The organism is Pontibacter ramchanderi, from assembly GCF_002846395.1.
Classification (GTDB): domain Bacteria; phylum Bacteroidota; class Bacteroidia; order Cytophagales; family Hymenobacteraceae; genus Pontibacter; species Pontibacter ramchanderi.
Genome location: NZ_PJMU01000003.1, coordinates 594,779 through 611,178 on the forward strand (window position 1 = coordinate 594,779; position 16,400 = coordinate 611,178).

Annotated in this window: 16 protein-coding genes and 1 tRNA gene; 10 read left to right on the forward strand and 7 right to left on the reverse strand. The window is 53.5% G+C overall.

All coding sequences use genetic code 11. The annotated features are described in order from the left end of the window. Positions 1-200: 200 nt before the first annotated feature. The 3 genes from BD749_RS15140 to BD749_RS15150 all read right to left on the reverse strand — a co-directional run bounded on the left by BD749_RS15140 (position 201) and on the right by BD749_RS15150 (position 2,652). The gene (locus tag BD749_RS15140) at positions 201-902 is read right to left on the reverse strand and encodes a phosphatase PAP2 family protein (protein WP_143741272.1); all 702 of its coding nucleotides are present in this window, start codon (positions 900-902) and stop codon (positions 201-203) included. 837 nt (positions 903-1,739) lie between these two features. Continuing rightward, positions 1,740-1,821, reverse strand: a tRNA-Leu gene (locus BD749_RS15145). Positions 1,822-1,944: 123 nt separating this feature from the next. Further along, positions 1,945-2,652, reverse strand: coding sequence for a phosphatase PAP2 family protein (locus BD749_RS15150; RefSeq protein WP_101445880.1), 708 nt, complete (start codon positions 2,650-2,652; stop codon positions 1,945-1,947). 92 nt (positions 2,653-2,744) lie between these two features. Between BD749_RS15150 and thpR the strand changes: the two genes are divergently transcribed. The 10 genes from thpR (at position 2,745) to BD749_RS15205 (ending at position 13,655) form a co-directional block, all read left to right on the forward strand. Further along, entirely contained in the window at positions 2,745-3,317 is a 573-nt protein-coding gene (gene thpR / locus BD749_RS15155) for an RNA 2',3'-cyclic phosphodiesterase (protein ID WP_101445881.1), read from the forward strand. 31 nt (positions 3,318-3,348) lie between these two features. Further along, positions 3,349-3,840: a CinA family protein gene (locus BD749_RS15160; RefSeq protein WP_101445882.1), complete on the forward strand. Its 492-nt coding sequence runs from the start codon at positions 3,349-3,351 to the stop codon at positions 3,838-3,840. A 157-nt stretch (positions 3,841-3,997) separates the two neighbouring features. Next, the gene (locus BD749_RS15165) at positions 3,998-4,651 is read left to right on the forward strand and encodes a class I SAM-dependent methyltransferase (protein ID WP_245869272.1); all 654 of its coding nucleotides are present in this window, start codon (positions 3,998-4,000) and stop codon (positions 4,649-4,651) included. 57 nt (positions 4,652-4,708) lie between these two features. Further along, positions 4,709-6,544, forward strand: a complete 1,836-nt coding sequence (locus tag BD749_RS15170) for a M61 family metallopeptidase (protein ID WP_101445884.1) — start codon at positions 4,709-4,711, stop codon at positions 6,542-6,544. Between the two features lie 2 nt (positions 6,545-6,546). Further along, positions 6,547-7,044, forward strand: a complete 498-nt coding sequence (locus BD749_RS15175; RefSeq protein WP_101445886.1) for a hypothetical protein — start codon at positions 6,547-6,549, stop codon at positions 7,042-7,044. Positions 7,045-7,208: 164 nt separating this feature from the next. Then, positions 7,209-7,802 carry a hypothetical protein gene (locus tag BD749_RS15180; RefSeq protein ID WP_245869275.1) on the forward strand — a complete coding sequence of 198 codons (594 nt, stop codon included), beginning with the start codon at positions 7,209-7,211 and terminating at the stop codon, positions 7,800-7,802. A 160-nt stretch (positions 7,803-7,962) separates the two neighbouring features. Then, positions 7,963-8,979, forward strand: a complete 1,017-nt coding sequence (locus BD749_RS15185; RefSeq protein WP_101445891.1) for an MBL fold metallo-hydrolase — start codon at positions 7,963-7,965, stop codon at positions 8,977-8,979. A gap of 52 nt (positions 8,980-9,031) precedes the next feature. Continuing rightward, positions 9,032-10,492, forward strand: coding sequence for a sodium:solute symporter (locus BD749_RS15190; RefSeq protein WP_101445895.1), 1,461 nt, complete (start codon positions 9,032-9,034; stop codon positions 10,490-10,492). Between the two features lie 142 nt (positions 10,493-10,634). After that, positions 10,635-12,455: an ABC transporter ATP-binding protein gene (locus tag BD749_RS15195; RefSeq protein WP_101445899.1), complete on the forward strand. Its 1,821-nt coding sequence runs from the start codon at positions 10,635-10,637 to the stop codon at positions 12,453-12,455. Positions 12,456-13,130: 675 nt separating this feature from the next. Next, positions 13,131-13,655, forward strand: coding sequence for a hypothetical protein (locus tag BD749_RS15205; protein ID WP_101445904.1), 525 nt, complete (start codon positions 13,131-13,133; stop codon positions 13,653-13,655). Positions 13,656-13,680: 25 nt separating this feature from the next. On the opposite strand, the gene BD749_RS15210 is transcribed toward BD749_RS15205, so the two are convergent. Genes BD749_RS15210 through BD749_RS15225 form a run of 4 tightly spaced genes read right to left on the reverse strand, consistent with a single transcriptional unit; the run spans position 13,681 to position 16,383 of the window. Then, on the reverse strand, positions 13,681-13,953 hold the full coding sequence (locus tag BD749_RS15210) for a Trm112 family protein (protein ID WP_101445906.1): 273 nt from the start codon (positions 13,951-13,953) through the stop codon (positions 13,681-13,683). Continuing rightward, positions 13,950-14,600 (reverse strand): thiamine phosphate synthase, encoded by a 651-nt coding sequence (locus BD749_RS15215; protein ID WP_101445909.1) that lies wholly within the window; start codon positions 14,598-14,600, stop codon positions 13,950-13,952. Before BD749_RS15215 ends, BD749_RS15210 begins: the two co-directional genes overlap by 4 nt. Beyond that, positions 14,597-15,661 (reverse strand): AIR synthase-related protein, encoded by a 1,065-nt coding sequence (locus tag BD749_RS15220; protein ID WP_101445911.1) that lies wholly within the window; start codon positions 15,659-15,661, stop codon positions 14,597-14,599. Before BD749_RS15220 ends, BD749_RS15215 begins: the two co-directional genes overlap by 4 nt. Next, positions 15,658-16,383 (reverse strand): class I SAM-dependent methyltransferase, encoded by a 726-nt coding sequence (locus BD749_RS15225; RefSeq protein ID WP_180336424.1) that lies wholly within the window; start codon positions 16,381-16,383, stop codon positions 15,658-15,660. The genes BD749_RS15220 and BD749_RS15225 overlap by 4 nt, the downstream gene beginning before the upstream one ends. Positions 16,384-16,400 lie beyond the last annotated feature (17 nt).

The window sequence follows — 16,400 nt, forward strand, 5'->3', positions numbered from 1 at the left end:
AAGCTACCTGATGCGGAAGACAAAGGAAATTTTTAATTGTTGATGGTTAAATTGCTAAATTGTTGAGTTGTTAAATTGTTAATGGTTGCTTGTTTGTTGTTGTTCGTGCACAATCCAGACAGGTCGTGACCTGCCCCTACAAGGGTGCATACATGCTGCGGAGTACCTCGACGTAATTCCAAAACGTCGCTACAGCCTTTCTAAATTCTACCTTCCGGATTTTCTAACTTCCCAAAATACCACTTCTCCAGTCTTTTCATCAGATAAATGGCGAGGAGTAGCCAGATGATGCCCATGGCGTACCCGGCAAGTACATCAGTGGCGTAGTGCACGTTCAGGTAGATGCGGCTGTACCCGATGAGGAGCAGTAAGATGGTGAGGAGCGTTACCCAGCACCAGCGCCAGAAAGGATGCTTCACCTCACGCCACACGATGTAGATGAGCAGTCCGTAAAATGAGCCGCCGATCATGGCATGTCCGCTGGGGAAACTGAGCCCCGACTGCTCGAACATGGCTGTGACAGGCCGCGGGCGTTCGAAAAGTCGCTTGAGCAACTGGTTGAGCATGGTGCTGGTAAAAGCGATCACCAACACTTTTAAGGCATACCAGCGCAGGTGCTGAAACCAGGTCATCACTAGCACAATAAGGGCAGGCGCCACCAACAGATAGTCGGCAGAGGCGAAAAAAGAGAAAAAGCGCATCAGGCGGGTCATCTCCTCCGAGCGGTGCGTGGCAGCATACCCAAAAAGCGCATTGTCCAGACCGGTGTCCTGTTGAATAAAAACCGTATGCGCCATGAAGCCAAACACCAGAAGGCAAGCGAAAAACATGAGCCCTACCAGCACTACTTCAGCTGACAACAGGGCCAGTAGTTTCAGAAATCGTTTGGTCAGGCTTTTCATATCGTGCACATTATGCCCACTTTACGAAAGAAGGGAAGGGTGAGGTATAGCCGATTGAAAAGCTTTGTAGTGTCCCCGAAAGATTCGGGATTTTAGACCTACGGACCTGCGAGTATCTAAAAGGTCGGCGGTGGCTGAACAGGCAGAGGTATAGGTAAGGCAGTCGGTTGAGACACTCGCGGGAGCTGCGCACACCGTGAGGTCTGTAGGTATAGCTTGTCTAAATCTTTATATAGGGTCCCTTCCCCAAGGGTTTACAGAATTCACGGGCACGATTAACATCCCCCTGCCCCCTTCGAAGGGGGACTTTCTGCTGCTGACAATTCACAGGTATAAGCCCTGTAGCAAAAGGACTCTGTACACTCTATACATACCACTGGCAGGTATAACAAGGGTAACTCTCAGCAGACTATGAAACAATTAGCTTTGCACGGTGCGCTTTATGACACTCCACTGTCTGAGCGGTCAGCGAGTTTGGAGGGTCTTGACTTTTTTGCCTTCTTTGGGGGTAGGGGCCCTCGATTTGTGTCAAGACAAAAAGAAGGTGCCCGCCGCACAGGCGAAGCTATAAAACATATCAACTTAAGGTATAGAAATGCAGCAGCTACGCCAGGTAAAGGTATACGCCAGGTAAAGGTATAGCCATGCGGCCAGAGGCCCTACGATAGCAGACACGAGCGTGGACGCTCGCGCCTTACCTGCAAAGGCAAGCGCTATACCTTCGCAAAGGGCTTCAAATGCAACCACATTTGCATCACCAACTAACCTGACAACACAGGAAAGGTATAAAAACAAAAAAGCCGGCTTTGCAGCCGGCTTTTTAACATTTTGAATTTGTGCGCACGGGGAGAGTCGAACTCCCACGCCCGAAGGCACAGGCTTCTGAGACCTGCACGTCTACCAATTCCGCCACGTGCGCGCTGGTAGTAATCAAAATGTGTTTCCCAAAACCCTTTAACCCTTGTTGATTGGGATTGCAAAGGTATAACAGAAATTATTATCTGCAATAGCCCACCCGAAAAAAAATTCCACTCACTAAAAATCAATCCTCTTCCACCACCGGCGCGATCTCTTTGCGGGTGTATTTTTCGATACGGCGCAGCAGCCCAATGCCAATGATAACCCACAGAATACCAGCAGCAAAACCCGCCACCACATCCGTTGCATAGTGCACCCGCAGGTAAATGCGGCTGAAGCCAATAAGCAATATAAAAATGACCAGCAGGGCGACTAAAAAATTTCGGAGGGGCTTTGATTCCACGTGTCGCCAGGTCAGGTAAATGATCAGACTGTAGAAAGAGGCGGCGATCATGGAGTGCCCGCTCGGGAAGCTCAGGCCCGAGGCATCGACCAGGGGCATGGTAGGGCGCTGCCGGTCAAAAAAGAATTTGAGCACCAGGTTGAGCGAGATGCTACCCAGGGCTACCACCGGCACTTTCAGCGAATACCACTTGTGCCGCCTCACAAACAAAAAGTAAGCGATGAGCAGCAGCCCTGCCGCAGTCATGAAGTGGCGGGACGCAAAAAAGGTGATGAACTCGATAAACCTTGTGAAGCCGGTGCTTTGCATGTCGGCGGCCACTGCAAAGGCCGCTTCGTCGAACTTGATCGGGCCGGACGCCTCTACTACCTGAGCGCTCACATAGAGGAAGACAAACACACAAGCCAGAAAAACAGCCAGCACAAAAAGCAGCTCGAGCGTGAACAAGGCAAAGCCGGCCGCCAGTTTTTTATAAAAATTTCGTATCATACATATCCGGAGTCTTGTTTCTAGTATAGGCTAAGTATACGCCTGCCCCCTCATTACGTATGGGAAGCCATACAGTATGAAAACTATAGCGCATGGCCCACACCACCAGACTATTCATTGCAGCGCCACTGCCTGATACCCTCAAGCAGTACCTAACCGAGCAGGCCAACAGGTACAGGCATGAGGCCATCCGGCAGGTTCCGGTTGATAACCTCCATCTGACGCTCTACTTTATCGGGAACGTACCCGTTGGTGAGTTAGCCACCATACAGGATGTGACCGCCCACATGGCGCGGCAGTTTGCGCCCTTCACGCTGCAACTGGAGGCCATTGAGCCTGGGCCCAAACCCCGCTCCCCGCGCCTGATCTGGGCCCGCTTCAAAAACCACGACGCCTTCGCGCAGCTCAGCAGCAGTCTCACGCAGGCACTTTCTGACCAGCCGCCGCTCAGCCGGGAGCCGAAACCGCACGTCACTCTTGCCCGCTTTCGCAAGGACCGCCCCGTGCCCCACGATCTCGAAATCCACTACCCGGATGCCCCCGTCACACTCGAGGTGAACGAGATCGCCGTCTGGCATTCAGAGTTGGGATCGCCGCACCCCCGCTACAGCATCCTGCAGCGCTACCCCCTCACCGGCAACCACCCCGTAGGCAAAACAGTATGAGAAGCACCTTACTTAAAGTAGCGAGAACCCTATGAATCAAACGGAGCTTACCGAACTCACCATGATGCTGAAGGACAACGGCCTGACCGTTGCCTTTGCAGAAAGCTGCACCGCTGGCATGCTGTCCTCAGAACTGGTAAAAGCCAAAGGCAGCAGCGATGTGCTGATCGGAAGCATGGTGGTGTATCATGTAGAAGCCAAGAAAAAGCTGCTGGGTGTTAAGCAAGACACCCTCGACCTGTACACGGCCGAGTCGCAGCAGGTGACAAACGAGATGGTGATGGGCCTGAAGAAAGCGCTGAACGCCGATATCAGCGTGGCGACCACGGGACTTGCCGGTGCCGGCGGTTCCGAGACGTCCGAGAAGCCGGTGGGCACTATCTTCGTTTCCTTTCTGTATGACGGCAAGGCTGAGGAGTTTCGGGAAGTGTTCAAAGGCAACAGTCTGAGCCTGCTCAAGCAGTTCACCGATTATGTGTTAGAGAAACTGAAAGGTATAGTAGAGGAGCATTATGCCCGCTAATCTTTTTCTGTCATTTCGGAAGCCAGTGAGAAATCTAGCATAAGTGTAGCCTGTAGATTCTGACCTGCTTTAACTTTGTCTAACAACAAAACCTGATCTGGATTGAGGCAGCTGACTGGCTCTTCCTTCCTCTCCTCAGATTCCCCCTTTGGCCGAAATGACAAAATCAGAGAGCAACACCAACTTCAACCGCATTGCCCCGGTTTACGATGGCCTTTCGCGGCTGGTGTTCGGCAATGCGCTGCGCCAGGCACAAACCGCGCATCTGGCACTTATACCTGAACAGGCCAATGTGTTGCTGATCGGGGGAGGATCCGGCTGGTTGCTGGAGCAGGTGCTTCGATCCAGGCCTAAGGCGAAGATCTCTTACCTCGAAGTTTCCGAAAAAATGCTGCAATTGGCCCAGCGGCGTATCTGTCATAAATGCTCAGCACCCGTCAACATCGACTTTCGCCTCGGTGATGAGAACACCCTGAGAACCGGCGAGACATTCGACATCATCATCACCCCTTTTCTGCTCGACCTGTTCCCGGATGAGCGACTGGTATACCTGATGGACCGCTTGACAACCGCACTTCGCCCAGGCGGGCACTGGCTCTTCAGCGACTTCTGGCCAAACCAAACGCTCATACCTGGCTGGCAGCGCCTGCTGCTCAAAAGCATGTATACCTTTTTTGGTTATGTGAGTCGCGTCAAAGCTTCGCGGTTGCCCGACTTCGCGGCCCATTTTGCCCGGCAACCGCTGCAACTGGAAACCTCTGCCACGTTTTATGGTGGTTTGGTGCAGGCCCGGGCCTATCGAAAGGTATAGCCCCTTTGCGCAAGCGCTATAAAATGCCTAATTTGGTTTCGAAACAAACAGACCCTTATGTCTATGAGACTTTTTGGCGCCTTCTGTGCCGCCTTCTCGCTTTCGCTCACGCCTTTGCTGGCTCAGGAGCAGCAAGTGAACTACCACCTCTCCTTCCCCAACGCCGTGCACCACGAGGCACAGATCAGCGTGCAGTTTACAGGTATAAAAAGCGATACACTGCAGGTGCTCATGCCACGGAGTTCTCCGGGACGCTATGCGCTGCACGAGTTCGCCAAAAACGTGTATAGCGTAAAGGCCTCCGACAGTAAAGGACAACCACTGCGCATCAGCAGAACGAGCCCGCACCAGTGGGCAGTCAGTGGCCATCAGGGAGAAGTGACCGTTAGCTATACCCTGTTTGGCGACCATGCCGACGGCACGTATACGGGCATCGACGAATCGCATGCGCACCTGAACATGCCTGCTACGCTCATGTATGCCCCTAGCTTTGAGCAGGCGCCCGCCCAGGTCACGTTCCGCATACCGCAGGGCAGCAACTGGAAAGTAGCCACGCAGCTCGAGCCCCTCAACGACTCCACCTTCCGGGCGCCGAATTTCCAGTACCTGATGGACAGCCCGACCGAGCTGAGTGATTTCGCTTTTGCAGAGTGGGCCGTGGAGGACCGTGGCAAGAAAAAGATGATCCAGATAGCGCTGCACCACCAGGGTACCCCGGCACAGTTCGATGCCTATGTGGCACAAACAAAAAAGATTGTGGCTGAGCAGCAGGCCATTTTCGGGCAGCTCCCCGACTTCGATTTTGGCCGCTATACCTTCATTGGTTGCTACGGTCCGCAGGCGGTGGGCGATGGCATGGAGCACCGCAATTCCACCATCGTATCGAGTTCGCGTACGCTGGCCACTACCATGGCAGGGTTACTGGGCACGGTATCGCATGAGTTTTTCCATGCCTGGAACGTGGAGCGCCTGCGCCCTGCCTCGCTCGAGCCCTTTGATTTTCAGAAAGCCAACATGTCCGACGCACTGTGGCTGGCCGAAGGCTTTACCACCTACTACGGTGACCTGACCATGCACCGCAGCGGGGTGAACGACCTGAAGCGATACACCAGCGGCCTCTCGGGAAGTCTGAACTATGTACTGCTTTCGCCAGGCCGCCACTACCACAGCCTGGTGGAAATGAGCATGCAGGCGCCTTTTGTGGATGCCGCCCGATCCGTGGACCCGCACAACCGCCACAATACCTTCATATCCTACTATACCTATGGCAGCGTGCTGGGGCTAGGCCTCGACCTGACCCTGCGCCGTGATTTCAATACCACCCTCGACCGCTACATGCAAGCCCTTTGGCAGAAATACGGTCAACCCGAAAAGCCCTATACCTTAGCCGACCTGCAGCAAACCCTGGCCGAAGTGACCAAAGACACAGCCTGGGCTGCCGACTTTTTCAGGCGACAGGTATACGGCAGCGAATTGCCTGACTATGCCGCTCTTCTGGCCGAGGCTGGCCTGCAACTGCGAAAAGAAACCCCAGGCAAAGCTGGCATGGGGATGGCCAACCTTGAGTTCAGTAAGCAAGGCGCCAAGCTCCTGAACGGCACCTACGTTACCTCTCCCCTCTACAAAGCCGGCCTCGACCGTGGTGATATCATCCTGACCCTGAACGGCAAGAAAGTGAGCAGCGAAAAGGAACTGGATAAAATTCTGAACCGACTCAAGCCCGCCCATACCGTGCCGATTACTTACCAGCGCCAGGGTAAAACCAAAACAGCTTCTATTGTGCTGGAAGAGATACCTACCCTGGAGGTGGTTCCGTTTGAAGACGCCGGCAAAGAACTGACACCGGCCATGCAGCAGTTCAGACAATCCTGGCTGGGCACCATGGCCAGATAGGTATGGCAGGTATAAATCTCAGGGTCATTTTGCTGCACAGCCTCGTGGCAGTATTGGCCGCTTACGCTTTTGTTGCCCTTGGTTACATCTACGACGTGCCGCTGGCCGAGCTATACCTGGAGACAGACGACCTGGGCAAGTTTGAGCGCAGTGCCAGCTTATACCAGGTCGACCCGGCACGAGTAGACAAATTTGTGCTGGTGCAGCGGCTTGCTCCTTTTGCGGGCGCTCTTTTTGGGTTAGCGCTTTCGTTTATTGCGGTGCGCAGAAAAAATCCGGGTCTGCGGCTTACCTTGATTGTACTGGTGATAACAATTGTACTGGCAGCAAGCGGGGCTTTAGAGGTGGCCTTCCTCAGGAACATACTGTTCGCCCCCGGAAGGCTGGTGTCGTCGGAGGTGATGACCAGCTATACCTTAAACTACCTGCTTTTGCTGAGCCTTAGCTTTTGGGTGGCTTTTTTGAGTAAACGTACCCTGGGAAGCAAGAGCAAGGCATAGCCGCTTACAACAAAAGACACTTGCACCCGTTTGGGAAAAGGCACCCGCTTGTTTCTGAAGCAATTGCGCTGTAACTTAGTACCACATTCAACAGAGAGCTTTTTCACGTGAAAATATTATTGAGCACCATATTGACCTGCAGCCTGCTTTTAGCGGGAACGGCTATGGCACAGACCGGCCAGAAAGCAAGTCTGGAAACGGCCCCGGCCCCTGCTCTGCAGGAGCAGCCAGTACAGCCTGCTGAAGAAAAAAGGCCGACCAAATTTGAGATGCCAGCCAAGCGCCTAAGTTACAGCCTGGCTGCAGGTGCCAGTTTCGGAAGTGGTTTTGGCGCTACTTACCTGGAGCCAACGGTTCGCTATCAGCTAAACCCGCGTTTGCGCGTGTTCAGCAGCCTGACCTATATGTCGGTGATGCCGGGCCATTACACCGTGCCTACCACTGACGGTGGAGCCACGCTTATGCGCACCAGTCCCAGCAACCATTACATAGCCCACGTGAGAGCCGATTACCTGGTAAACGAGCGCCTTATCCTGAGCGGCAGCGTATGGAAGGATTTCTCGAACATCCCGGCACAAAACCCGGCTTACATGAACTTTATGCATCCAGGCCGCCAGGGAATGGACTTCCGGGCAACCTATAAAATAACGGAGCACTTGTCGGTAACCGGTGGCATGCGCTATTCCAACGGTGCCTCGCCGTTCTACAGCCCGTTTCAGCACCCGATGTCTGTAGGCCGGGGCGGTGCCTTCTGGTAACAGGCTCTTCAACCAAGTCAAACTATCACAAAGCGTCTTTTCTGACCAGAGAAGGCGTTTTTTTGTGTCGCTCACCGTATTTTAATTAATTTACCGCACACGTTTCAACTTTCGTGGGCGTTATCGTGTTAATAATTCCTGAAACAAGCTTATTCAGATTTTGAGGCAGAAGAACGAAACAGTAAGGCATCTGAAAAACGACAAACTGGATGTTGTAAAACCGGATTTCCGTGGCAACAAGACCATTAACGGACAGTTTGTGAACGGCGGCGAGCTCTATACCCCTAAACTGAGCAAGGTGCTCCGCTGGAAAACCTCCCGAAACCCACAGCGCGACGAGAAAAAATCCGACAACTACGTGCCACCCGTTTCTTACGGCACCGACTTTATCAACTCAAACAAAGACATGGTGGTTTGGCTCGGCCACGCCACTTTCCTGATCCGGGTGAACGGGCTGACCATGATCACCGATCCCGTGTTCTACGACCTGCCCATGATCAAGCGCCGCATCGGGCTGCCTTGTGCGCCGGAGCAGCTGACAGGTATCGACATGGTGCTGTTTTCGCACGGGCACCGCGACCACCTCGACGAGCGCTCCATCAAAACGCTTTACCGCCACAACCCCGATCTGAAAGCCCTGGCGCCGCTGCACGCCGGCAACCTGCTGCGCAGCGCCGAACCTAATCTGCCTTACCAGGAGGCGGGCTGGTACCAGAAATTCGACCTCACCCCCGAAGGCGTAGAAATCTACTTTTTGCCGGCCTCGCACTGGCACCGCCGCGGCATGTTCGACATGAACAAAGTGCTTTGGGGAAGTTTCCTGATCAAGACGCCAACCCTGCAGCTGTACTTTGCCGGCGACACCGGATACAATGGGCACTTTGAGGAGATCGAGTCGCTTTTCGGCCCGATGGATGTGTGCCTGATGCCCGTAGGAGCCTACCGGCCCAGTTTTCTGATGCAGAAGAGCCACCTGAACCCGCACGAAGCGGTACGCGCCTACAACGTGCTGCGTGGCGGCACCTTCATCCCGATGCACTACGGCACCTTCGACCTGTCGGACGAGCCGGCAGGGGAACCGGTGCGCCTGCTCGAGCAGATTGCCGCCTCGGGCATGATGACGGGTCTGCGTATACCTGCCATCGGGGAGCCGGTGCTGCTGCAGGAACTGGTATAGCCCGAAAACCGGCAGGCTGTGCTATATTTGCGGTCTCACGACGGCAACTCACATGTCTGCAACGCTTATCATCAGCCTGATTATCGGCTATTTCGGCATCCTGGTTCTGATCTCCTACATTACGGGTAAGAAGACAGACTCCTATACTTTTTTCCTGGCTAACCGCAAATCGCCCTGGTATGTGGTGGCCTTTGGGATGATCGGCGCTACTTTGTCGGGCGTGACCTTTGTATCGGTGCCGGGTATGGTGCGCGCAGCGCAATTCTCGTACCTGCAGGTGGTGCTGGGCTACCTGGCGGGCTATTTTGTGGTCGCCAATGTGCTGATGCCGCTCTATTACCGCCTCAACCTGGTCTCCATTTATACCTACCTGGAACAGCGCCTGGGCTTCTGGTCCTATAAAACAGGGGCCGCTTTTTTCCTGCTGTCGCGCACGCTGAGCACGGCCATTCGCCTTTTACTGGTGGCCAGTGTGCTGCAGTTGGCCGTCTTCAATGAAATAGGCGTTCCATTTGCCGTGACAGTGGCCGTCACGATCCTGCTGATCTGGGTCTATACCTTCCGGAGCGGCATGAAAACCATCATCTGGACCGATACTTTCCAGACGGCGGCCATGCTGACGGCCATAGGGATAAGTATCTGGGTGGTGGCCGATGAACTCAACCTTGGTTTTCAGGGGATGGTCAACACGATAACCGCCAGCGATTACTCGCAGATTTTCAACTGGGATTTCAAAGACAACGGCTATTTTATCAAGCAGTTTTTTTCCGGCGCCTTTATCACCATCGCCATGACCGGCTTGGACCAGGACATGATGCAGAAGAACCTGAGCTGCAAGAACATTGGCGAGGCGAAAAAAAACATGTACTGGTTCAGCCTGATCCTAACAATGATTTTTGTCCTGTTGCTGGTGCTGGGGGCTTTGTTGTACCTGTACGCCGGCGCTAAAGGCATCACGCTACCGGAGCGCGGCGATGACGTGTTCCCCTATCTGGCCCTGAACCACTTCCCGCCGGTTGTAGGTATAGCATTCATCCTGGGCATCATCGCCATTGCCTATGCCTCCGCCGATTCGGCGCTGACTTCCCTGACGACCTCCTTCTGCGTGGACTTCCTCAATTTCAAAGATAAAAGCGAGCAGGAGCGGGTACGGCTGCGGTACATCGTCCACATCGCGTTCTCTTTACTGCTTGGCCTGGTCATCATAGCCGTTAACGCCGTCAACAGCCAAAGCCTGATCGCGACGGTGCTGCAAGTGGCCGGCTATACCTACGGACCGCTGCTGGGACTCTACAGCTTCGGCCTCTTCACCCGCCGCCAGGTACGCGACCGTTTTGTGCCCGCGATCTGCCTCGCGGCCCCTGTGCTCACCTACATCATCAGCGCCAACTCCGCCGCGTGGTTCAACGGCTACCAGTTCGGTTTTGAAGTGCTCATTCTGAATGGACTTTTGACGTTTGTGGGGCTGTGGGCTGTATCAGTAAAAGATACGCCGCTACCGGAATCAGATTAATGATATCTGTCACTATGCAAATAGGGTCGCTATATCCTATACTTTCCTTACCTTTGTAAGATTTTTCGGGTACATGGCATTTTTAGTGCTGCCTGGCTGTTATAAGCCAGCATCCCCCTATTATTAAGTTTAGATATCATTAATGGCAAAACGTGGAATCGGGCTAAACGACGGCACGCAGGAGAAAGAAGGCAGAAAGAAAATCAGCAAAGACAGCTTCCGTCGCGGCATCAGGATCTTTAGCTACGTACTACCCTACAAGTTTAAGTTCCTGATCGGTTTGGGCTTTCTGGTGCTCTCCAGCCTGACGTTCATGATCTTCCCGCTGCTCACTGGCAAGCTGGTCGACTCCTCCACTGGCAACGCCGACTGGTTCCTCGAAGACATTGACATGATCGCCCTTGGCCTGTTTGCCGTGATCCTGGCGCAAGGTATTTTCTCTTTTTTTAGAGTATACTTCTTTGCGCAGGTGAGCGAAAACGCCGTGGCCGACATCCGCCGTGACCTCTACAGCAAGTTCATGATGCTGCCGATCCCTTTCTATGAGAAAAGACGCGTAGGCGAGATCACCAGCCGCATCACTACCGACGTGGCGCAGGTGCAGGATGCCATGTCCATCACCCTGGCAGAGCTTTTCCGACAGGTTACCACGCTCTTAGTCGGTATCATCATCATCCTCTGGACCTCCATCAAACTGTCCATGTTCATGCTGGCGACCTTCCCGGTGCTGGTGGCGCTTACATTGGTTTTCGGGCGCAAGATCAAGAGCCTTTCCAAGAAAACGCAGGACGAACTGGCCAATACCAACGTGATTGTGGAGGAAACGCTGCAGGCGATCAATACTGTGAAGGCTTACACGAACGAAAACTTCGAGATTGGACGTTACCGTAACTCGCTCGGCAAAGCCGTGAAGGCAGCGCTTTCGGCAGCGAACTACCGTGGCGCCTTCATTTCTTTTGTAATCGTGGGCTTGTTTGGCGGCATCATTCTGGTGATCTGGTACGGTGCTACCCTGGTGCAGAATGGCGACCTGACCATTGGCGAGTTGATCTCCTTTATTATTTACACCGTGTTTATCGGCGCTTCTGTGGGCGGTTTGGGTGAGCTGTATGGCAAAATCCAGTCGGCATTAGGAGCGACAGAGCGCATACAGGAAATACTGGCCGAAACAGAAGAACCAACAGATAAGAGCCTGCGCCCACTGAGCGAAATACCACGCGTTCGTGGCAATATTCGTTATAATCAGGTAGCTTTCTCCTACCCTACGCGTCCGGATATACAGGTGCTCCGCGACATCAATTTCAGCATTAATTCCGGTGAGAAGATCGCGCTGGTAGGCCCGAGCGGTGCCGGAAAGTCCACGATCGTGCAGCTTTTGCTGCGTCTTTATGACGTAAGCCACGGCAGCATCACCGTCGACGGGCAGGACATCCGTAAGATGAGCCTGACGGAGTTACGCGCCAACGTGGGCATCGTGCCGCAGGAGGTACTGCTCTTTGGTGGTTCGATCCGCGAGAACATCGCCTACGGGCGCCCGGAAGCCACGGAAGAAGAGATCATCATGGCAGCCCGTAAAGCCAATGCTTACGACTTTATCTCGTCTTTCCCGGAAGGGCTGGATACACTGGTGGGCGAGCGCGGCATCAAGCTTTCTGGTGGTCAGCGCCAACGTGTGGCCATTGCCCGAGCTATTTTAAAGAACCCAGCCATCCTCGTACTCGACGAAGCCACCAGCTCGCTTGACTCCGAATCAGAGCATTTGGTGCAGCAGGCCATGGATGAGTTGATGCAGGGACGAACTACGATTATCATTGCCCACCGTTTGGCGACGATCCGTAAAGTAGACAAGATCCTGGTGATTGATGGTGGTGAGATCGTCGAGGAGGGTTCGCACGAGGTGCTGTCAATCAACGACAACGGCATCTACGCGAATCTACTCAAGCTGCAGTTTGAGATGAGTTAAAATTGATTTTAAAAGGTATAGGAGCCCTGTTAGTGTAAAGCTGGCAGGGCTTTTTTATTATAGGTACAGTTGATGTGCTAGGTATAGCAACCTTGGTCGTTTCATTGCTTCGCCTGTGCGGCGGGCACTTCCTTTTTTCCTTGATGGGGGTAGGGGCCCTCGATAAAGAAAGAGGGCCCCTACCCCCATCAAGGAAAAAAATCAAGACGATTTTGAATCGAGGGCCCCTACCTCCACTCGCTGACCGCTCAAACAAAAAATCGTCGATGGTGCACCTGGCTGAGGTGATCTGTTTCATTGCCAGCGGGGCAAGTTAGTCTTTCGATGCGTGCCCGTGGTGCGACGCACACTAAATGACTTCTACCTGAAACTGGTAATGCCTCAAATTCCCCTCTTGAGAGGGGCGGGGGTGTGTTGAATTAGTGGGAGCCTAAACCCCAAAAACTACGGAGCTATACCTCATAGTTAGCATTTACCGAGGAGTTACCCCCTGAAGGCAGGGGGATGACAATCGTTTACCAGAATCCTGTCGATCCCTTAATCCTGAAAATTCTGGTTCGGACAATTAGTTCTACCGCTTAGCTTGCATACTTCTACATCAATATATCCTAATAAATCACTAATTTGCGAAGTATACTCATTTAATAGCGGCACCAGTTGCTACTGAACCATTTTATGCACCCAATCAGCATTCTTATCCGAGGCATTTTTTTCTGTTTACTGCTTATAGGCAGCTTATCAGCTTCGGCTCAGAATTACCGCGACTCGTTCAGGGCGCGCAATGCGGTGTATGGTGAACTGGGCGGCAATGGCGACCTGCTGTCGGTGAATTACGACCGCATTGTGTACCAGAAGTCTATGGTAAAGGCGGCATTCAGGATAGGTATAGCCAGTAACCAATTCTTCTCGGCTGAAGAGCCGGGTTTTTATCCGGTGGTGCCTGTGGAGGCGCTCGGTATGATCGGGCGATTTCAGAAACACTTTGAGTTCGGTCTGGGCTATACCCGCCGCTTTACCAACGAGCCGGACCTGTTGCAGAACCTGTACTTCAGCCGCATCGGTTTCCGATATCAAAACCCGACGGGCGGCCTTGTGGTGCGGGTTGGGTTCACGCCCTTTTTGTCCACAGAAAGCAACACCAAGTCGCCGGGGGCTGCGTTTATACCTCGGTTTGGCCTGAGCGTGGGGCACAGCTTCTAATGCCCCGCATAGAGCAATTTACACGCTAAGCCTGGGCCTTAAGCAAAAACTTCTGCTTTTCTGCCTCCTCCAGCTGCAACCCCCACTTCTTCAGGATTGGCTCCTCGAGTGCCTTCTCGCGGTATTCGTCTGGCGTCATGATCGGTATACCATACACAATCGGGTAATACCTTTTGCAGGAAGAGCAGGTCAGCAGTCCTTCTGCAATATCACCGTTCTCTTGCTGTGCAAAGATCTGTGACTCCAGTTCGTGCTTGTCTACCGGACAGCATAATTTATCTAATAAAGCCAGTCTCATGGGTTGTAGTTGTTTAATGCTTGTTTGTAGGCAGCCGTGGATTCTTTGGCTGATGCAGCGTTCAGTATACCTGAAATCACGGCCACGCCATTAAAATCGAGCTCCTGTAATTTAGTTAAATTCTCTGCAGTGATGCCTCCGGAAAGGAAGAGAGGCATTTGGGTAATCTTTCTGGCCTCCCGGATCGTATCGGCTTGCACAATTTCGCAACTACCCGCTGAAGGCGAGGGAAATACGGCACAGAAGGAAACGTAATCCAACTGGTGCTGTTCGGCCCAGCGCACCACCTCCAGGTTGTTGCTGCAGGTGATACCACAGATAAAGTCTCTGTTCAGTTCAGCCTTGAGCGCTTCGTAATCCGGGGGAATGTGATCGAAATGTACGCCTCCCAGGTCCGTCTCCTTTAGCAGTTGCCACTCCTCGTTTACCAGCACGGGCACCCGATAAACGTCAGCCAGCGCTACCAGCTCCTGTACCAGCCCTAGCTTGTCTGGCCAGGTATAGCCAGCGGGCCAGTTGTTCCAGATCTGCAGCACACTAACACCACCATCCAGCGCCTCTTGTACCTTCTGCAGCAGCTGGGACTTGTGCATACCTGGGTCCAGCACCAGGTATACACCTCCGGTAATTGGTTTATATTTTCTCATTTCCAGCCGGCCTTATAAGCGTTGAAGAAAGCTTCCCAGTACGGATCTTTGCCATCAAATAGAAGTGGCTTCTCTACATCGTTCTCCACAATTCTGAATCCATCTTCTTTTAGGGTCATCTCTCCCACCACCGTCGCCTTGATTGCCTTTGACGCCAGATGTCGAAGCAGTTCCTGCTCTTTCCCTGCCTTTACGGCCATGACCATGGAGCCAGCCCCTATGATGAAGCGGTGATCGATGCCAAATAGTCCGGCGATTTGACGTTGCACCTCTCCCACCGGCAGTGCATCGTTGTGAAGCCGGAATCCGCACCCGGACGCATGGGCCATCTCGCAAATGGCACCCAGCACACCGCCTTCGGTTACATCGTGCATGGCCTTCAGCTCCGTATGACTCCTTAGGATTTCCTTCGCAGCCAAGGCATCAGGCAGTGCGGAGGTGCGGTAAAAATTCTCGCAGCCACTCTCCCATACCTCTTCCCCAAGTTTGTTTTTCACTGTTTCCGGAAAACTCATGGCCAAAATGGAAGTGGATACCAAGGCTGTTTCCTTGGTCACGATCAGGATATCGCCGGGTTCTGCCCGGTTGCTGGTGAGGATTTCATCCAAAGGCGCCGTCAGGAACATGGTTCCGCCACCCGAAACCGTGGAATTCTGCCCCTCGATCTGCCCGGTGTGTCCGCCGGTAATGGAGACGCCTATTTCATGGCAGAACCGATGGATGTAGCCCCAATATTCTTTAAAAGCATCCAGCGACAGACTGGTGGGCAGGTTGAGCACAAACTGGGCGTACTGAGGGGCGAAACCGGTCGTGGCCATGTCGTTGGCCAGCAGGTGCACCGACAGCCAGGCCGATTCCTTCAAACCGATGGAAGGTATAAGCGAGAGCGGATCGCTGGACACGACCATACCCAGGTTATGGCCCAGGTTGATGACAGCCGTATCAACCCCGAATCGCGGCCCAACCACTACCTCCTCCCGCAAGGCCCCGCTTTGCGGCAGCAGTACGTCTTTAAACGTGTCGACGGCTATCTTTCCGGAGTTGTCTTCGAAGGCGCTCATACCACATCGTTTAAGCGTACATGCAAACCGAAGAAGTCGCCGTAGGGCTGGTGCCATTGCTGTACCGGGAACCATTCGGGCAACCCGGTGGCCGTCCACGCAATGGTATAATCCCGGTCGTGCAGGGCCTCGGCAATCACAGCCATCAGCATTTTGGGAGTATAAAATGTGGCAGTCACGTAAAACGGATTCTTACCGAATGCCTCCTGTATCCTTCTCCTGAGCACCTTGGGGGAGTTGCGGTTCATCATGCCGAAAACGATGCCATATTTGCCAACCCGAGCCGCTTCCCGGATCACTTTGACTGGGTCCTTGTAGTACTCGAAGGTGGTGATGAAAGCCAGGGCATCGAAGGTATGATCTTTGAAAGGCATGTGGTGCGAGTCAGCCAGCACCAGGTCGCCGTTGAACAGGTGCACGCCCTGGCCCAGCATAAAGGGGGATATGTCGCCGCCGCTGGCTTCGATGCCAATCTCCTTCCACCAACGGGTGAAGCGGGTGGTGCCGCAGCCAAACTCCAGCAGGGTCTTCACGCGCTTGTCTTTTTTGATGAGCTGCCCGATCACCCTCTTTTGCCATACCTCGGCCCGCTTGTAGCGGCCTTCGTACCACAGTTCATAGGTGTCGGTGTGGTCGCGGTTAAAGAACCACTCCTCACGGCCCTGCCATTTGCGCAGGTCGCGGGTTACCAGGTCGAATTTTTGTTGTTGCAGATTACTCACAGCAGGTATTTTAGGGT